The sequence below is a fragment of the Mesorhizobium sp. 131-2-1 genome, from assembly GCF_016756535.1.
GTDB lineage: Bacteria > Pseudomonadota > Alphaproteobacteria > Rhizobiales > Rhizobiaceae > Mesorhizobium.
Window position 1 is genome coordinate 2,458,308 of sequence record NZ_AP023247.1, and the last position, 17,766, is coordinate 2,476,073.

Sequence of the window (17,766 nt, forward strand, 5' to 3'; positions counted from 1 at the left end):
CCTTGCGTTATTGCGGCGTAAAGTCAGATCCGACGATCAAAGCTGACGGTAATCGAGGCCGATATCGAGGATCGGGGCGCTGTGAGTCAACCAGCCGATGGAAATCAGGTCGACACCGGTCGCGGCGACGGCCGGCGCCGTCGTGGCGGAAATCCTGCCTGACGCCTCGGTGATCGCCCGGCCGGCAACCAGTGCTACTGCCTGGCGCAATTCGTCAAGCGACATATTGTCGAGCAGCACCGCGTCAGGGGCAAGCGCCAGGGCCTCTTCCAACTGGGCCAGCGTATCGACCTCGATTTCGACCTTGACGAGATGGCCGACGCTCATCCGCGCCCGCTCCATTGCCGGGCGGATACCGCCGGCGATGGCGATGTGGTTGTCCTTGATCAGGATGGCATCATCGAGGCCGAAGCGGTGATTGGCGCCGCCGCCGGCGCGCACCGCGTATTTTTCGACTGCCCGCAAGCCCGGTGTCGTCTTGCGAGTGCAGACGATTTTCGCCTTGTGCCCGTGGACCGCATTGACGATCGATGATGTCGCCGTGGCGATGCCGCTCAGATGGCACAGGAAATTGAGCGCTGTCCGTTCCGCCGTGAGAATGGCACGGGCAGAGCCGCTCACCGAGGCGATGGTCTCGCCCTGCGCGACTTCGCTGCCGTCCGCGCGCTCCACCGTCATCTCGACACTCGGATCGATCAGCTTGAAGGCAAGCATCGCCAGATCGAGACCGGCGACGATGCCTTGCTGGCGCGCCGCAAGCACGGTCGTCGCATGGCGTTCCTTCGCCACGATGGCGTCCGTGGTCAAATCGCCGGCTCTGCCAAGGTCTTCGAGCAGAGCTGCCCGGACCAGAGGCTCGAGCATGATTGCGGGAAGGCGCGGGAGGTTCATCATGGGACGCCTTCCAGCACGGGTTCGAGTTCCCGCGCTGCCGCCAGCGCAGCTTCGAGGGTGATTTCGGAGCGCCGGGCAACAGTCGCGTGATAGGGAAAGTCCATACGGTAGTGGGCGCCACGGCTTTCCCGCCGCCGCGACGCGGCAACGGCGATCATCAACCCGACGGCCGCCGGATCCGATGCCGCGCCGTTGCGCTCGGCGAGCGGCAACAAGGCCCGGGCGGCTGCTACCAAGCCTTCACCGTCGCGCACGACGCCGAGCGCACGCGAAAGGAGCGGACGCACCGCTGCCGGATCGAGTGGCGGGCAGTCGCTTGCGATCGCCTGCTTTGTTCGGCGGGGAGGGGTTCCCGCCACACTTTCTGCCACCCATCGCGCGCAGACGACGGCCTCGGTCAGGGAGTTGCTGGCGAGCCTGTTGGCGCCGTGCAGCCCGGTCGAGGCGACTTCGCCGCAAGCCCAGAGCCCCGCAACGGACGTGCGGCCCAAGCCGTCCACGGCGACACCACCCATGTGGTAGTGCTGGGCGGGGCGAACGGGAATGAGGTCGTGCGCCGGATCGATACCGGCCTTGCTGCAGGCCGACGCGATCGTCGGGAACTGCCGCGCGAATGCCGGGCCGGGCCTTTCCCATACATCGAGAAAGACGCGGTGGCCGTTGGCAAGATGGTTCCAAACGGCGCGCGCCAACACGTCGCGCGGCGCAAGTTCCGCCCCTTGCACGCCATCGAGGAACCGGCGCCCTGTCTCGTCGACCAATGTTGCGCCTTCGCCGCGAACAGCCTCGCTGATCAGCGTCATCGGACGTTCCGACCCATCCAGCGCGGTCGGATGGAACTGGATGAATTCCAGATCGGCAAGAGTAGCACCGGCACGCGCCGCGAGTGTCAGGCCCTGGCCGCAGCTGCCCAGGGGATTGGTGCTGTCGAGGAACAGGCCGCCGATCCCGCCGGTGGCGAGGATGATCCGTCCCGTGGCAAAGAACACTGGTCCTGTCGGGCTGCTCGCCAGAACGCCGGCGATCCTGCCATCGTCCACCGCCAATCGGCGGGCTTCGTTGCCCTCGACCACCTCTATTGTCGGCGTCGAGCGTACCGCCGCGACCAGGGCGCGCATGACCTCGCGCCCGCTGCCGTCGCCATCGGCGTGGACGATGCGACGCCGGCTGTGCGCGGCCTCCAGCCCAAGGCGCAAGGTCCCGTCCGGCATGCGGTCGAAGCGGACGCCGAAACCCGCAAGCCGCTCGATCGCCCCGGGCGCGGCGTTGAGGATGAGGCTCGCCATGTCCCTGTTGCAAAGCCCGTCGCCGGCGGCGAGCGTGTCGGCAAGGTGCAGTTCCGGATCGTCGTCTCCGCCGAGGCTTGCGGCGAGGCCGCCCTGTGCCCATGTGCTGGAGGCGTCAGCACCCAGTGGCGACCTCGACAGGAGAAGCACCGGCTCGGGCGCCAGATGCAACGCGGTCATCAGCCCGGCTATGCCGCCGCCGATGATCACCGGCCGGCCGGCGAGATGGTGGACGTCCATGCTCATACGGCAAGCATCCGCTCGACGGCCAGCCGCGCGCGCCCGGCAATTTCAGGTGCGATGGTCACCGCATGGCGGTTCTGCTCGAGCGCCGCACGGATGTTGGCGAGCGTTATCCGCTTCATATGCGGGCACAAATTGCAGGGCCGGATGAACTCGACCTCGGGATGCTCGACCGCGACGTTGTCGCTCATCGAGCACTCGGTCATCAGTACGACGCGGGGCGGTTTTTGTCTTCCGACATACTCCGACATGGCGGCAGTCGAACCGGAGAAGTCAGCTTCCGCGACGACTTCCGGCGGGCATTCGGGATGCGCCAGCACCGTCACGCCAGGATGGCTTTCGCGCAGTTCGCGGATGTCGGCAGGCGTAAAACGCTCATGCACCTCGCAATGCCCTTTCCAGGCGATGATCTTCACGTCGGTCTGGGCGGCGATGTTCTGGGCCAGATACTCGTCCGGCAGCATGATCACACGGGGAACGCCGAGGGACTCGACGACGGCCTTGGCATTGCCGGAGGTGCAGCAGATGTCGGACTCGGCTTTCACTTCGGCCGATGTGTTGACGTAGGTGACGACCGGCACGCCCGGGTAGCGTTGCCGCAGCAGCCGAATGTCCTCGGCGGTAATGGAGTCCGCCAGTGAACAGCCTGCGCGCAGGTCGGGAATGAGCACGGTCTTGTCAGGGTTGAGCAGCTTCGCCGTCTCGGCCATGAAATGCACGCCGGCCAGCACAATGACGTCCGCCTCAGTCGACATCGCCTTGCGGGCAAGCGCCAGGCTGTCGCCGACGATATCGGCGACGCAATGGAAGATCTCCGGCGTCTGATAGTTGTGCGCCAGGATGACCGCGTTTCGCTGCCGCTTCAGCGTCAGGATGGCGTCGATGTCATCAGTGAAAGCTGGCCATTCGATCGGCGGGATGACCCGCCGCACGCGGTCGTAGAGGGACGCGGCGGTCGAAAGCGAAACGGGCATGAGCGCTCCAATTATTCTCTATATGAGTATAATTTGGATATATTCTTAGTATGAGAATAAGTCCTGTCAAGCGCGCGATAATGGCAATTTCGTCCCTGCGACAACCCGCTCATCGAGAACGGCGTGGCGGAAGCGGAAGAGCTTCGCCGGCCGGCCGACAGTGTCGGCTGTTGTCGCTCCCGTCTCCTCGACAAGTTCCTGCTGTTCGATGAGACGACGGAAGTTCGGCTTATGGACGAGCCTTCCGGACAGCGCCTCCACGGTACGTTGCAGTTGCAGTAGGGTGAAGACGGGCGGCAGCAGCTCGAACACGACAGGCCGGTATTTGATCTTGGAGCGCAACCGCGCGATCCCCGTCGCCAGGATCCGGCGATGGTCTGCGGTCATGGATATCCCGGGCAGGGGCGAAGCTGTTATCCGGCTCGGCCCACGCAGAGCTTCTTCGACCAAAGCCGCCTCGTAGAGAAGCTCGTAACGCTGCAGAACGAGTTCCTCGTTCCAGTCGCGGCCGTCAAAGCCAAAGGCGATCGCAGCCCGCTGCCGGCGCTCGCGCCTCACATAGTCCTGGCCAGCGCCGTCCGCCCAAGCCAGCAGCGGTGGCTGTAGAACGTCGGCGACCAGCGACGGGATTCCGGCACGGTGATCTTCCCAGGGGAAATAGTCGTACCAGCTCCGCCATGCGCGCTTGCTGGAGCCGGCTGCGTGCTCTGTGCGCGCCAGGGCAAGGTAGCTGATCGAGATCACGCGCTGTTGACGCTGCTCGCCGATCCGGTCTCTGTCAGCGAATGTGTAGAGCTGCTCGATATAGCCGAGCTGGTGGCCGGTCTGGCGTTCCACCCATGCCCTCAGGCCGAATTGGAGCGAGCGATGGCCGAGCTCGAACGGCCCTGACGGCAGGGCATTGGCTTGGCCGACGGTAAGGACGCTCGGTCCCTGGTCCGTCACCGCCACAACCACCGCGATAAGATCCACGGTAGCGCCATGGCCTCTGTCCGAAGATCGTTCTGTTCCGTCGGCCGAAGCTTGGTCCTGCATGTTCGCCTGAGCGTTTCGATATGTCCGCCGGAGAGGATGGATCGGATCGCCGCGAAATTGGACTGTACGTCGCAGGTCGTCAACGGCTGCCCGGATTGCAGAAGCGTGGGCTTGGATGGGCGTCGCCGCCGAGAGCGATATGGACCTCGAAGTCAGGCATCCCTGTGGCTTGGATATCAACGGGTTTGCACTGCAAGGTGTCGTGAATCAGCGGGATGCCCTTGCCATGACCAAAGTTGGACTCATTCACTCATATAGCGCAGCGCGTCCTGTCTAGTAGCCTGAAGCCATTCCATCCTTGCGATGATCCGAGGCTCCCGTCAGCGTACCCATTTCCCAGTCGATCCAAACGGCCTGTCCGCCTCCGAAAGGTTCCGGTGCTTCCTCCACCTTGTGTCCAAGCGCCTGCAATTCCCTTGCGGTGGCGTCGGAAAGGCCTCTTTCCGCCTTGATACTCCCCTGCGTATGGAAGAGGCGGGGACTATCGAGCGCGGCCTGCACATCCATGCCGAAATCCAGGATGTTGGTCAGAAAGTGAACATGACCCATCGGCTGGAAATCGCCGCCCATCACGCCGAAGGGCATGACGGCACGGCCATTCCTGGTGAGCATACCGGGCATGATCGTGTGCATCGGCCGCTTGCCGGGTGCCAGCGCATTGGTATGGTTCGGATCCATGCGGAAGCTCGAAGCCCGATTTTGCAGGACGATGCCGGTCGAGGGGCAGGTAATTCCGCTGCCGAAGGAATCATAGGTCGAATTGATGAAGCTGATGGCGTTGCGATCCTCGTCCACCACCGAAATATAGACAGTGTCCGACCGCCTGAGTTTGACTTCGGGAAGATCGGTCATTGCGCGGTTCATGCAGATTTTCTGGCGCAGGCGGGCGGCATGGCCCTTCGACAGAAGGGATTCGATCACCGGGCTTGAGGGATCAAGGTCGCCCAGGCGGTTGTCCCGCTCGCGATAGGCAAGCCGCGCCGCCTCCAGCTCCAAATGGAAACGCCGTGCATCGTTCGGGTCGACTGATGACAAATCGTCCTGGGCAACGATGTTCAGCATCAGGAGCGCGGTCAGGCCTTGATTGTTCGGCGGCATCTGGTGCACGCGATAGCCGCGGTAATCGACAGAAACAGAACTGACGTAGTCGCAGCTGGTCGCGGCGAAGTCAGCAAGGGAATGCAGGCCGCCCAGTTCCTGCAACCGTGCGACCATGGCCTCCGCCACCGGTCCTTCGTAAAAGCCCTTCCGGCCCCGTTCGGCCACGCGCTGCAGGGTGGCAGCCAATGCCGGCTGGACGTGTATGTCGCCTGCCTCGAGTGCCCGGCCGTTGCGCAGGAAGATTGCAGCTGAATGCTCGTCCTGCTCCAGCAGGACCTTGGCCGCCTGCCAGTCGAAGGCCACGCGGTCGTGCACCACATAGCCCTTCTCGGCATAGTGAATGGCGGGAGCGAGCACATCGGCCAGCGTCTTTCTGCCACGATCCCGGATCAGCCGGTCCCAGGCGTCGATTGCGCCCGGAATCGAGACGGAATGGGGTCCATGGGTCGGGACTTCCGCCATTCCCATGGACCGAAAGCGATCGATGGAAGCCGCGGCCGGAGCTCGCCCGGAGCCATTAAGCGCTATCACCTCGTCCAAACCACCTGGGCAATACAGCACGAAGCAATCGCCACCGATCCCGGTCGATTGGGGCTCGACGACCGCTTGCACGGCGCTTGCGCAAACGGCCGCATCCACGGCGTTGCCACCTGCGCGCAACATTTCGACAGCTGCCTGCGTGGAGAGAGGGTGGGACGTCGCGGCCATTGCGCCGGTCGTTCGAACGGGTGAACGCCCGGGTAGCTGGAAGTCACGCATGTCTGCTAGGGCCTCTGGACAATTGAGTTTCGGGGGCCCCGGCGGAGGATGGACCTCCGCCGGAGCACGCGCATCACTTCATCAGGTCGGTCCAGATGCGGGTATAGAGTTCGTCCACCTCGGCGGGGCAGACTTCCTGCCAGCCGCCGGCGGCAACATACTCCGCTGGAATGTTCAGCTCAGGCGCGGCCTTGATGTTGTCACGCATGAATTGGCTCGAGCCCTTGATGCCGTTGGCATAGGTCGCGAAGTTCGAAATCAGGGCCGCGTTTTCGGGCGCCATGATGAAGTTCAGGAACTTCTTGGCGTTTTCCGGATGCGGCGCGTCGGCGAGGATTGCTACACTGTCCATAAACAGCGAATAGCCTTCCTTGGGGAAGCCGAGCTTTACGTCTGCATTGACCTGCCGCGCCCGGAATGCCGCGCCATTGTAGTAAAGCTGGGCCAGCGTATCGCGGCTGTCCATCTTTTCGATGCCGTAATCCATCGAGACCCAGGACTTCTTGGCTTCGAGCAGCTTGTCTCGAACCTTCTTCAGGAGTGTCTTGTCTTCGGTGCACCAAGTGCCGCCCATGTACCGGATGGCGGCATAGAGAACATCGTTCTTCTCGGGCACGACATTGATCTTGCCCTTCAGTTCCTGCGGCGGATCGAGCCAGATTGCGCTGGTGTTGATGTCACCCTTGCAAAAGGAAGTGGCAACGACCGGCCCAGTCATGCCCCACTGCCACGGCACAGAGTAATGACGGCCCGGATCCCAGCTGACATTCACCCAGCGTTCGTCGACATTCTTGAAATTCGGCATCTGGTCGGGCCGGGATTCAAGGAGAAGGCCCTCCTTGATCCAGATCGGCACGAAATTGGCCGACGGAACCACCATGTCAAAACCCGAGCCGCCCGCCCTAACCTTGGACAGCGCGGTGTCGTTGGAGTCGTAGTCCGTCACTGTGACCTTGATGCCGGTTTCCTTCTTGAATTTTTCCAGAAGTTCCGGGCTGGTGTAATTGCCCCAGTTATAGAGGCTCAGTTCTTCCTCTGCGAGGGCCGCTGAACTTGCTACCGCGAGCAGCATCGCCGTTGTCAGCGTCGTCAATATGGATCGCATGCTTGTCACTCCTCTGTAAGGTTGATTATTTTTTGCGGTTGATCAGATGCACGGCCGTCACCAGAAGGATCGAGGGCACCAAGAGCATGGTGGCGGCAGCATTGACTTCGGGGGTCATGTCACGACGGATCTGACCCAGCATGTAAGTCGGCAAGGTTTCCTGTCCGCCGGACTTCACAAGGTCGGTGATGACGACATCATCCAGGGAAATAACGAAGGCCAGCATGAAACCCGCTATGATCCCGGGCGCCAGTCTCGGAAGTGTCACATGCAGGAAGGTCTTCCACGGGTCCGCATAGAGATCGGCCGCCGCAGTTTCGAGAGTCAGATCCATGCCTTCCAGCCGGGCGCGGATCGGCAGATAGGCAAACGGGATGCAGAACGCCGTGTGCGCCAAGATCAGATAGCCGGTTCCAGAGTAGCCGGTTGCCGACTTGACCGCGGCGAACACGATCAGAAGCGAAATGGCCGTTACGATTTCAGGAACAATCAGAGGCTGGTTGATCAGGGCATAGGAGATCAGGTGCCCGCGATAGGCGTCGGTTCGGGTCATGGCGATGGCAGCCATCGTGGCCATGACCGTCGCCAGGACGCCGGCCACGGTCGCAAGAAACAAAGAGAAGAGGGCTGCACTGATGATCAGGTCGTTGTGCCAAGCCTTGACGAACCAATCGAACGAGAAGCCGCCCCAGACACCGAGCGAGGAGGTCGCGTTGAAGGCGAACACGACGAGGATGACGATCGGCAAATAGAGAGCGACGATCGCCGATCGCGCAATAATGCCGAAGCCTGGCTGCGCCTTCAGATCGAAGGCGTGCTGACTAGCGGCCATGCGCATTCTCCTTACCCGAACTTCCGCGGATGTAGATGATGAGCGCTACTGTCACGATCAGCAGGAGGCAGATGGACAGTGCTGCGCCGAGGGGCCAGTTTCGACCCTGACCGAACTGCAGTTCGATCAGGTTGCCCATCATCATGTTCTTCCCCCCGCCCAAGACCCGTGGCGTCACATAGGCACCAATTGCGGGGATGAAGACGAGGATCGATCCGGCGATCAGGCCCGGCTTGCAGGAGGGGATGACGATATGCCAAAGCACCTTTGAGCGCGTCGCATAAAGATCGTATCCTGCCTCTACAAGGTTGAAATCCATCCGCTCGAGGCTCGCATAGATCGGCAGCACCATGAGTGGCAGGTAGACGTAGACGAGTCCCAGGAGAACCGCCCCGTCCGTGAACAGCATCTGCATGGGCTTGTCGATCAACCCGGCCCAAATGAGGATATTGTTGATCGGCCCCTGATTGGACAGGATGCCCATGATCGCGAAGGTGCGGATCAGAAGATTTGTCCAAAAGGGGATCGTGATCAGCAGCATCCATTGCGACCGGACCTGCTCGGCCCGGGTCGCGATGTAATAGGCGGTCGGGAAGCCGACGAGCAGCGTGGCTAGCGTCGTTACCAGCGCCAGTTTGATGGAACGCCAGAAGATGATGAGATTGGCATCGGCCAATACGAGCGTGTCGTCAAAGGGATCCCGCTCCACAAAGACGTTCATCCAGCCATCGAGACTGAACTGACCGAGCGCGACCCCGCCGAAGGCGCCCTTTGCCATCACCGAATAGACAAGCATCACTGCAAGCGGGCCTACAGAGGCGATCACGATGGTCACGAGGGCCGGTGCCTTGAGCAACCAGCGGCGCCGGCTTTCGGCGGTTCGGCGTGTGGCCGCCATCTCAGTCATGCTGGACATGTTCGCCTCCGAGCAGCCGGGCGCTATGGCCATGAATTCGCAGCCACACCTGTGTGCCAGACGTCCTGACTTTCTCTTGTTCCGGGCTGTTGGTCAGGCGCGCCGTGAACGTCGAACCGTCGTTCAGGCGCAGTTGAAGGCGTGTGTCCGTCCCAACGAAAACCTCGCCCTCGATGACCGCAGGAATGCAGTCCGGTGACGGGGAGTCGAGGACGTCGACATGTTCGGGGCGAATGAGGACCTGAACCGTCCCGTCGCCGGAAGTTCCGGCTTTGCCGTAAGCGGTGGTGACAGCGCCAGCAATCTTGACCCGGTGAGCATCCGGAGCGGCCTGCCCGACAAGCCGGCCGCTCAGAATGTTCGATTCACCGATGAAGTCGGCGACGAACCTGTCCACCGGAGCGTTGTAGATTTCCCTCGGACGGCCAACCTGGAGCACCCGCCCACGATTCATGACGGCAATGCGATCGGACATCGCCAGGGCCTCCTCCTGATCGTGCGTCACGAAAACAAACGTGATGCCGGTTTCGGTTTGGAGTCGCTTCAATTCGACCTGCATCTCCTTTCTCAGCTTGTAGTCCAGGGCCGACAGCGGCTCATCCAACAAAAGCACTTCCGGTTGCGGAGCCAGAGCGCGGGCCAGGGCGACACGCTGCTGTTGCCCGCCGGAGATCTCACTGGTCCGCCGGTCGGCAAGCGTTTCCATCCGCACAAGTTTCAGCATCGCGGCCACGCGATCCACGATCCTGGACTTCGTCCAGCCCAGCATTTTCAGTCCGAAACCGATGTTCTCGGCGACAGACATGTGGGGAAAGAGTGCGTAGTTCTGGAAAACCGTGTTGATTGGCCGCCGAAACGGCGGAAGCGCCGCAATGTCCTTGCCACGAAGCAGGATTTGTCCATTGGTCGGAAAGTTGAACCCGGCGATCAGTCTCAAAAGCGTGGTTTTTCCGCAGCCGGACGGACCCAGCAACGTAAAGAACTCGTTTTCGGCAATGTCGATCGACACATCATCAAGCGCCAGAAAGGCCGAGGCGCCGGTGCCATAACTCTTATGCAGGCCAATCGCCTGGATCGCTAGGCGACGACCCGCGGTTTGCGGTTGGGTGGGTTGGGACAATGCCAACATATCAGGCCTCGAAGGTCACGCGACCGCCGCAGACGGTCAGTGCGGGCGAGAGGGTGTTGATCTCCTCGGGTGAAACGGCCTCGATATTGCCGGATAGGAGGACAAAATCGGCGAAATGACCGGGTTTGAGTTGTCCCTTCCGGTCTTCCGCGTGTTCGGCATAGGCGCCTTCGATCGTATAGGCCGCAATCGCCTCGTGGAGGGTGAAGCTCTGGTCTGGCAGATGCGGCGCCCAGGGCTTGCGGTTGACGGCAGCGTGGATGCCAGCCAAAACATCGATCCGCGCCACCGGCCAATCCGACGCGAAGACAACATGGGCTCCCGCCTGCTCTAAAGTCCGCCAGGCATAGGCAAGCGGCCAGCGATCGGGCCCGATGCGGGTCTTGGCCGGTTCAAGCGGGAAATCCATCACGCCTGGGGGATGGGGCGGCTGCATGGACGCGATGGCGCCAAGGGCTGCAAAGCGCGGAATGTCGTTGGGCTGGATGACCTCGACATGCTCGACCCGGTGGCGTGCGTCCCGCCGGCCGTTCGTCTGCATGGCGGCTTCATAGCCGTTTAAGACCGCGCGCACCGCACCGTCGCCGATCGCGTGCACGGCGATCTGCAAACCGCGCCGGTCCGCCTCGATCGCCATTTCCGTGAATTGGGCCTGCGTGAAGAGCGGTTCCCCGGTGAACTCAGGCCTGTCAGCATAGCCATCGACGAGATAAGCGGTGTAGCCCTCGATCACGCCGTCATAAAACGCCTTAACGAGACCGGAATTCAGCCAGTCCCCGCGATAATCGTCATTCATGCGGGACGCCTTTTCCAGCATGTCCACCGTCATGAAGTTCTTGAAATGGAAGGGAACCTTGACGCGGCAGAGCAGGGCGCCCTGTTCCTGGATCTCGTTGAGCAGTTCCAGTGTGTAAAGATTTCCGTCCATGTTGTGGATCGACGTGATCCCGTGCCTGGCGCACCAGGCCAGGGCGGCTTTTATGGATGCCCGGTCTAGCGCCCTTTCCTCAGGCGTTGGCGGTTCGGGCGGCTCGCCCCCCGTGGAGAGCCCCAGCGACGAACGAAAGGTGCCAGCATAGACATTGACCGGTCCGAAGGCCTCGACTTCGCGCAGTTCGCCGGTAGCAAGGCCGTCCGGGCCCATGACCACCTCGTTGCCGGGGCCCAGGGCTTTTCCATGGAGAAGCCGGACTTCCTTGAGCAGTATGGTGTTGGCCCACATCGTGTGATGGTCAAAGGCCACGAAGGCCAGGGGCCGGTCATCGAGGATGCTGTCGAGGAAATGCCGGTCGATCGGGCTGCCATCGAGCATGTCATAATCGGCACCCTGGCAAAAAAGGACCCTTGCCTCCGGATTTGCCGCGGCGTGAGCCCGCACTTTCTCGCGGATCGCGGCTTTACCCTTCGTGCCCGTCAGCAACAGGTCATTGAGGATGGCGCCGCCGCCAAACACATGCATGTGCGCTTCGATGAAGCCTGGCAGCACGCTTCGGCCGGCAGCGTCGATTATCCGGGTCAAATTGCCGGCAAGTGGCAGGACTTCGCTTGCGTCGCCAACAGCGAGTATTCGTCCGTTTGCGACTGCCATCGCAGAGGCCGCCGGGCTCGCCGGGTCCATGGTCAGGATCCTTGCATTCGTGACCACTATGTCCGCTTGCATCTATGACGCTCCCCCAGCCTCCCAACTCCCTTCCAGTCGGGTCAGCAATTGACTACATTTTTTGAATACTTTGTTGTATACATTATGCGCTTGCGAATGCGCGAGTCAACCGGTACCTATTTCCGCGTCGACGCCAGCCGGTGTTAGGAGCCCCATGAACGACGTTGCCCGCGGCCATCTGCGTCAGTCGACGTATGAATCGATCAAGGCCATGATCGTCACCGGGCAGCTGTCACCGGGGAAACGAATTACTGAACTGGAGCTCGTCGAACAGCTTCAGGTTAGCCGGACGCCGGTGCGCGAGGCACTTAATCGATTGGAGCGTGACGGGCTTGTGGTCGAACGTCCCCGCACTGGATTTGCGGTGGTTCAATTTGACGAAACGATGCTCCGGAATGTGTTCGACATCCGGGCAGAGCTAGACGCTTATGCGACGACCTTGGCGATCGCCCGCATCACCTTCGATGAGGTGGAACTGCTTCGCGGCCTGGTCGCGGACTGCGAGCGCCTGGCGCAAACCGATCCATCTCCGCGTGCCCGGCTGGAAGAGATGCAGATCGGCATGGAAATCCATCGCGCAATCGCGCGATTTAGCGCCAACGCCATGCTCGCGGAAATGCTGAACGGACTTTTGGACAAGTGCCAAGTCTATGTCTGGATGGAATTGACCCAGTTGAACGACTGGAAGGCGGCGCGTGACGACCATCACATGATTGTTGAAGCGATCGCTGCCAGGGACGTCGACACAGCCTGCCGCGAATCCCGCCGTCATATCCGGCAATCGAGGGATGGTATCCTGGACCTCATGCTCAGACAGCGCGATCTGCGCGATCTGTATCTATCCCGAAGCGAGGAGTTGCAGGCGCGACCGGGTCTGGCTGTTTGAGTTTTCGGGCTCCCCTTGCGACAAACCCAATCAGTTGCTGCATTGATTTGAAGCACTAGCGTGAAGTCGCCGTCAGCGGCTACCCAAAGCCGGATTTAGGCACGCCGTCACATGAAATGCAGCTTTGCGCCCAAGAGCTGCCGTTCACCTCGCGCAATGCATGAGTCGGCTTCGGGTCAGAACGGCCGGCTCTGCGGAAAATTTGAGGAAGTGTTAAGGCGTCAGAAAGAGGGAACTGATCACTCTAGCGACGCCGAGGTCCGCAGATCGTGGCCGTTGCCGCGCCGCGCCGATTTTCTGGAGCGATAAGCCGCGCCCGACGCGGCGAATTCGTAACCCTACTCGGCGGCCGTCTTCGATGGCGCCTCTGCCGGCCCCGAAGGCTCGGCCTCGGCACGGGGCTTGCGCCGTGAAAACAGCGACCTGAGCGTGACGTAGAACACTGGCGTCAGGAACAGGCCGACGAAGGTGACGCCGAGCATGCCGGAGAACACCGCGGTGCCGAGCGACTGGCGCATTTCTGCACCCGGACCTGTTGCGATCATCAGCGGCACGACGCCGAGGATGAACGCGAAGGCGGTCATCAGTATCGGCCGCAGCCTGAGCCGGCAGGCTTCGACGGCAGCCTCGGCGACCGACAGGCCGCGTTCCTGCGCCTGCCGCGCGAATTCGACGATCAGGATCGCGTTCTTGGCGGCAAGCCCGATCAGCACGATGAGGCCGATCTGCACGAGGATGTTGTTGTCCAGCCCTCGCAAAGACACGCCGAGCAACGCCGCGAGCACGCCAAGCGGCACCACCAGCACAATGGCGAACGGCAGCACCCAGCTTTCATATTGCGCCGCCAGCGCCAGGAACACGAACAGCACCGACAGTCCGAAGATATAGACAGCGGCATTGCCGGTGTTGCGCTCCTGAAAGGCGAGCTCGGTCCATTCATAGGAGGTACCGGCCGGCAGCGTCTTTGCCGTGATCCCTTCCATCAATGCCAGCGCGTCGCCCGTGGAAACGCCGGGCGCGGCGTTGCCCTGCAGCGGCACCGAGACGTACATGTTGTAGTGCTGGACCAGCGCTGGGCCGGTGACGTCGCGTATCTCGATCAACGTGCCGAGGGGAACCAGCGCGCCGGTCGCCGAGCGCACCTTCAGTTTCAAGATGTCGGCGCGATCGAGGCGGAACGCCTGGTCGGCCTGCGCCCGCACCTGGTAGACGCGCCCGAAAGCGTTGAAGTCGTTGACGTAGGCGGTGCCCAAATTGATCGACAGCGTCTCGAAGATGTTGGGGATCGGCACGTTCAGGATGCGCGCCTTGTCGCGATCGATCGCCAGAAAGAATTGCGGGCTCGACGCGGAGAACGTGGTGAACACGCCCGTCAGCCCCGGCGTCTTGTTGGCCTTGCCGGCGATTTCGTAGGCAAGCGCCAGGATCTGACGCATGTCGGCGCTGTTGCGCTCCTGGATCTGCAGCTTGAAACCGCCGGCATTGCCGACGCCACGGATCGGCGGCGGAGGCAGCGCGATAATGAAGGCTTCCTTGATGCTTTGCAGGCTGCCGAACAGATTGCCGATGACCTGGCTCGCCGACTGGCCGGCTTTCAGTCGCTCGTCAAACGGCTTGAACCTGGCGAAGATCACGCCCTGGTTGCTGGCGTTGGTGAAGGTCGCGCCGGAGAAACCGGCGAAGGCGACTGCGTAGTCGACGCCTGGCGTTTTCTGGATGATCTGCGACGCCTGCTGGATGACTGCATCGGTCCTCGACAGCGCGGCGCCATCCGGCAACTGGACGACGACGATCGCATAGCCCTGGTCGAGCGACGGGATGAAACCGCGCGGCACGGCCTGCACCATGTAGACCGTGGCGTAGATGAGGGCTGCAAAAACGGCCAGCATGGCGGCGATCGCTATCCGCGAGCCGACCAGCACGCGGATGATGCTCGAATACCAATGGGCGACCCTGTCGAAGCCGCGATTGAAGCCGTCGGCGAGCGCCCGTCCGAACCGCGCCAGGAAAAAGCGCGGCGGCGCCGCCGCGGCGTGGTGCGGCTTGAACAGCAGTGCGGCCAGCGCCGGCGAAAGGGTCAGCGAATTGAATGCCGAGATCGCCGTCGACACCGCGATGGTGATCGCAAACTGCAGGTAGAACTGCCCAGAAATGCCGGGGACGAAGGCTGTCGGTACGAACACGGCTATCAGCACCAGCGAGATCGCGATGATCGCCGTTCCGACTTCGTTCATCGTCAGGTGCGACGCCGGATTGGGCGCCAGCCCACTGGCGATATTTCGCTCGACGTTCTCGACCACGACGATCGCATCGTCGACGACGATGCCGATCGCCAGCACAAGGCCGAACAGCGTCAGCATGTTGAGCGAGAAGCCGGCGGCGTAAAGCACCGCCAGCGTGCCGATCAGCGACACGGGGATCGCCACGATCGGCACGATTGCCATGCGCCACGATTGCAAGAAGACGATGATGACGATGATGACCAGCAGCATCGCCTCGAGGATCGTCTTGTAGACCTCGTAGATCGACTCGGCGACGAACTCGGTCGGATTGTAGACGATGTCGTAGCTCAACCCCTTCGGGAAGTCGCGGGAAAGCTCCTTCATCTTGTCCTGGATCTCCGCGGCTGCGGCGAGCGCATTGGTGCCCGGCCGCTGGAAGATGGCGAGCGCCACTGCCGGTTTGCCGTTGAGATAGGAGTTGGTGACGTAATCCTTGGCGCCGAGTTCGATGCGCGCCACGTCCTGCAGCGAGATCAGGCGGCCGTCGTCGGTCGATTTCACGATCACGTATCGGAAGTCGCGTGCGTCGTTGAAGCGGCCCTGCGTGGTGACCGTGTACTGGAATGCCGTGCCGGTGTTGGTCGGCGGCGCGCCGATCGAGCCGCCCGACACCTGGACGTTCTGGTCGCGCAGCGCCTGCACCACATCGCCCGAGGTCATCCCCAGGGCGGACAGTTTTTCCGGATCGAGCCAGATGCGCAGCGAATATTCGCGTTCGCCGAAGATGATGAGGTCGCCGACGCCGTCTAACCTGAGCAGTATGTCGCGCACCCGCGAGCGGGCGTAGTTCGAGACGTAGAGCTGGTCGTAGGTATTGTCGGGCGACAGCATGTGCACGACCATCATCAGGTCGGGCGAGCTCTTGGTGGTGGTGATGCCGAGGCGGCGGACTTCTTCGGGCAGGCGCGGCTCTGCGACCGACACGCGGTTCTGCACCAGCACCTGCGCCTGGTCGAGATTGGTGCCCAGCTTGAAGGTGATAGTCAGCGCCATCGCCCCGTCGCCAGACGAATAGGACGACATGTAGAGCATACCCTCGACGCCGTTGATCTCCTGCTCGATCGGCGTCGCCACCGTCGCTGCGACCGTCTCGGCGTCGGCGCCCGGATACTGCGCGCGAACGACGATGGTCGGCGGCGCTATCTCGGGATATTGCGCGACCGGCAGCTGGGTATAAGCAATCCCGCCGAGGATCAGCAGGACGATCGAAACGACCGATGCGAAGATCGGACGGTCGACGAAGAAATGTGCGAACCTCATTGCTGCAACTCGGCTGTCTCGGCCTTGGGCGGCAACGTCACCATCTCGACCTTGACCTTGGTGCCGGGCCTGGCGTGCATCAGCCCGTTGACGATGATCGTCTCGTTGCCGGTCAGGCCCTCGCGGATCACCCGATAGCCGTCGAGACGCGGGCCGGTGCGCACGGGCTTCGCCGACACCATCCCGGCCTCATCCACCAGGAACACGATGCGGCGATCCTGATCGGCGCCGATCGCCTCGTCGGGCACCAGCACGCCGCTATGCGGCAGCGACCCCGGCACGTTGATGCGCCCGAACATGCCTGGCTGGAGAACGCCGTCGGCGTTGGGAAACCTCGCACGCACCCGCATGGTGCCGGTCGCGTTGTCGATCCGGTTTTCGGCAAAATCGAGCTTGCCTTTGAATACCGCCTCCGCGCGGTCGGCGACGTGAACCACCACATCGAGCCCGCCGGCGCCTTCCTGCATGCTGCCGCCTCGCACCTTCGCGTCGCGGGCGTAACTGAAATACAGGCGCTCATCGACGTCGAAATAGAAGTCGATCGGATCGCGTGTAACGATGGTCGTCAGCAAGGTGGAATCCGGCTGCACGAGGTTGCCGACCGACACCAGCCGGCGGTCGATGCGGCCGGACAAGGGCGCCTTGATCTCCGTGAATTCCAAGTTCAGGCTGGCCGTCGTCAACGCAGCGGTTGCGCCCTGCATCTGCGCCTGCGCCGAAAGGTATTCCCGCCGCCGGTCGTCGACCGTCGCGGTTGAGATATTGCCGGTCTTGGCGAGTTCGTCGGCGCGATCCAGCTGCATCTTGGAGAATTCGAGCAAACTCTTGGCGACGTCCACTTGCGATTTGGCGGCATCATAAGCCGCCTGGTACGGACGCTGGTCGATGGTGAAGAGCAGGTCGCCCTTGTTGACCAGTGCGCCGTCCTGGAAGCTGACCTTGTCCAGATAGCCGCTGACGCGCGAACGGATGGCGACCTCGTCGACGGCTTCGAAGCGCCCGACGAACTCGTCGTCTTCGACGATTTCACGGACCACCGGCTTGGCTGCCGTCACTACGGGTAGCTGCTGGTCCTGCGCAAACGCAGTGCTGCTGAAAGCGATGCCGAGCAGGAATGCCGCCGACACGGCGGCGCGAGCATGCCAGCCGACCGATCGACGGGGTCGCCCGACTGCGCCGCGATGCAATTGCGCATCCTCTGGAGTGTCCATTTGCGTCCTCGCTCGCTGGACCCGCAGGTCGGTTGATCAGCTTCTACGCTCAGGCTTCTCGTCGAGATCAGAACACTGCAGTGTTGTGCATGGCAGCATGATCATTTTCCATATGGGCTGAAATGTCCACCCTGCGGCTGCCCCGCCACCGGGCACTGTTCTTGCGCGCTGCCTGTGACCTCCGGCCGACCCT

13 protein-coding genes are annotated in these 17,766 nt (G+C 62.3%); 1 reads left to right on the plus strand and 12 read right to left on the minus strand.

The window, feature by feature from the left end:
- Positions 1 to 36: 36 nt before the first annotated feature.
- From nadC to JG743_RS12045, 10 genes are all read right to left on the minus strand, one after another.
- The gene (gene nadC / locus JG743_RS12000; RefSeq protein ID WP_202302588.1) at positions 37 to 891 is read right to left on the minus strand and encodes a carboxylating nicotinate-nucleotide diphosphorylase; all 855 of its coding nucleotides are present in this window, start codon (positions 889 to 891) and stop codon (positions 37 to 39) included.
- Positions 891 to 2,426, minus strand: a complete 1,536-nt coding sequence (locus JG743_RS12005) for an L-aspartate oxidase (RefSeq protein WP_202300394.1) — start codon at positions 2,424 to 2,426, stop codon at positions 891 to 893. Before JG743_RS12005 ends, nadC begins: the two co-directional genes overlap by 1 nt.
- Positions 2,423 to 3,397 carry a quinolinate synthase NadA gene (gene nadA, locus JG743_RS12010; RefSeq protein WP_202300395.1) on the minus strand — a complete coding sequence of 325 codons (975 nt, stop codon included), beginning with the start codon at positions 3,395 to 3,397 and terminating at the stop codon, positions 2,423 to 2,425. The genes JG743_RS12005 and nadA overlap by 4 nt, the downstream gene beginning before the upstream one ends.
- A 66-nt stretch (positions 3,398 to 3,463) precedes the next feature.
- Entirely contained in the window at positions 3,464 to 4,432 is a 969-nt protein-coding gene (locus tag JG743_RS12015) for an NUDIX hydrolase (protein ID WP_202300396.1), read from the minus strand.
- Positions 4,433 to 4,705: 273 nt separating this feature from the next.
- On the minus strand, positions 4,706 to 6,292 hold the full coding sequence (gene ggt, locus JG743_RS12020; protein WP_202300397.1) for a gamma-glutamyltransferase: 1,587 nt from the start codon (positions 6,290 to 6,292) through the stop codon (positions 4,706 to 4,708).
- Between the two features lie 73 nt (positions 6,293 to 6,365).
- A complete protein-coding gene (locus tag JG743_RS12025; protein WP_202300398.1) occupies positions 6,366 to 7,397 on the minus strand; it encodes an extracellular solute-binding protein in 1,032 nt (343 codons plus the stop codon).
- A 25-nt stretch (positions 7,398 to 7,422) separates the two neighbouring features.
- Positions 7,423 to 8,229 carry an ABC transporter permease gene (locus JG743_RS12030; RefSeq protein ID WP_202300399.1) on the minus strand — a complete coding sequence of 269 codons (807 nt, stop codon included), beginning with the start codon at positions 8,227 to 8,229 and terminating at the stop codon, positions 7,423 to 7,425.
- Complete coding sequence (locus tag JG743_RS12035; protein WP_202300400.1) at positions 8,219 to 9,145, minus strand: ABC transporter permease; 927 nt, start codon at positions 9,143 to 9,145, stop codon at positions 8,219 to 8,221. The genes JG743_RS12030 and JG743_RS12035 overlap by 11 nt, the downstream gene beginning before the upstream one ends.
- Positions 9,129 to 10,274, minus strand: coding sequence for an ABC transporter ATP-binding protein (locus JG743_RS12040; protein WP_202300401.1), 1,146 nt, complete (start codon positions 10,272 to 10,274; stop codon positions 9,129 to 9,131). Before JG743_RS12040 ends, JG743_RS12035 begins: the two co-directional genes overlap by 17 nt.
- Position 10,275: 1 nt before the next feature.
- A complete protein-coding gene (locus JG743_RS12045; RefSeq protein ID WP_202300402.1) occupies positions 10,276 to 11,934 on the minus strand; it encodes an amidohydrolase in 1,659 nt (552 codons plus the stop codon).
- 154 nt (positions 11,935 to 12,088) lie between these two features.
- Between JG743_RS12045 and JG743_RS12050 the strand changes: the two genes are divergently transcribed.
- Positions 12,089 to 12,820, plus strand: a complete 732-nt coding sequence (locus JG743_RS12050) for a GntR family transcriptional regulator (protein ID WP_202300403.1) — start codon at positions 12,089 to 12,091, stop codon at positions 12,818 to 12,820.
- A gap of 338 nt (positions 12,821 to 13,158) precedes the next feature.
- Here JG743_RS12050 and JG743_RS12055 read toward each other — a convergent pair whose 3' ends face one another.
- Together JG743_RS12055 and JG743_RS12060 are read right to left on the minus strand one after the other, a co-directional pair.
- Entirely contained in the window at positions 13,159 to 16,362 is a 3,204-nt protein-coding gene (locus JG743_RS12055; RefSeq protein WP_202300404.1) for an efflux RND transporter permease subunit, read from the minus strand.
- Complete coding sequence (locus JG743_RS12060) at positions 16,359 to 17,573, minus strand: efflux RND transporter periplasmic adaptor subunit (protein WP_244673122.1); 1,215 nt, start codon at positions 17,571 to 17,573, stop codon at positions 16,359 to 16,361. The genes JG743_RS12055 and JG743_RS12060 overlap by 4 nt, the downstream gene beginning before the upstream one ends.
- Positions 17,574 to 17,766 lie beyond the last annotated feature (193 nt).

Bases quoted from the DNA above. Each gene is read 5' to 3' on its own strand.
- nadC (WP_202302588.1), bottom strand. From the start codon at position 891: ATGAACCTCCCGCGCCTTCCCGCAATCATGCTCGAGCCTCTGGTCCGG.
- JG743_RS12005 (WP_202300394.1), bottom strand. From the start codon at position 2,426: ATGAGCATGGACGTCCACCATCTCGCCGGCCGGCCGGTGATCATCGGC.
- nadA (WP_202300395.1), bottom strand. From the start codon at position 3,397: ATGCCCGTTTCGCTTTCGACCGCCGCGTCCCTCTACGACCGCGTGCGG.
- JG743_RS12015 (WP_202300396.1), bottom strand. From the start codon at position 4,432: ATGCAGGACCAAGCTTCGGCCGACGGAACAGAACGATCTTCGGACAGA.
- ggt (WP_202300397.1), bottom strand. From the start codon at position 6,292: ATGCGTGACTTCCAGCTACCCGGGCGTTCACCCGTTCGAACGACCGGC.
- JG743_RS12025 (WP_202300398.1), bottom strand. From the start codon at position 7,397: ATGCGATCCATATTGACGACGCTGACAACGGCGATGCTGCTCGCGGTA.
- JG743_RS12030 (WP_202300399.1), bottom strand. From the start codon at position 8,229: ATGGCCGCTAGTCAGCACGCCTTCGATCTGAAGGCGCAGCCAGGCTTC.
- JG743_RS12035 (WP_202300400.1), bottom strand. From the start codon at position 9,145: ATGTCCAGCATGACTGAGATGGCGGCCACACGCCGAACCGCCGAAAGC.
- JG743_RS12040 (WP_202300401.1), bottom strand. From the start codon at position 10,274: ATGTTGGCATTGTCCCAACCCACCCAACCGCAAACCGCGGGTCGTCGC.
- JG743_RS12045 (WP_202300402.1), bottom strand. From the start codon at position 11,934: ATGCAAGCGGACATAGTGGTCACGAATGCAAGGATCCTGACCATGGAC.
- JG743_RS12050 (WP_202300403.1), top strand. From the start codon at position 12,089: ATGAACGACGTTGCCCGCGGCCATCTGCGTCAGTCGACGTATGAATCG.
- JG743_RS12055 (WP_202300404.1), bottom strand. From the start codon at position 16,362: ATGAGGTTCGCACATTTCTTCGTCGACCGTCCGATCTTCGCATCGGTC.
- JG743_RS12060 (WP_244673122.1), bottom strand. From the start codon at position 17,573: ATGGACACTCCAGAGGATGCGCAATTGCATCGCGGCGCAGTCGGGCGA.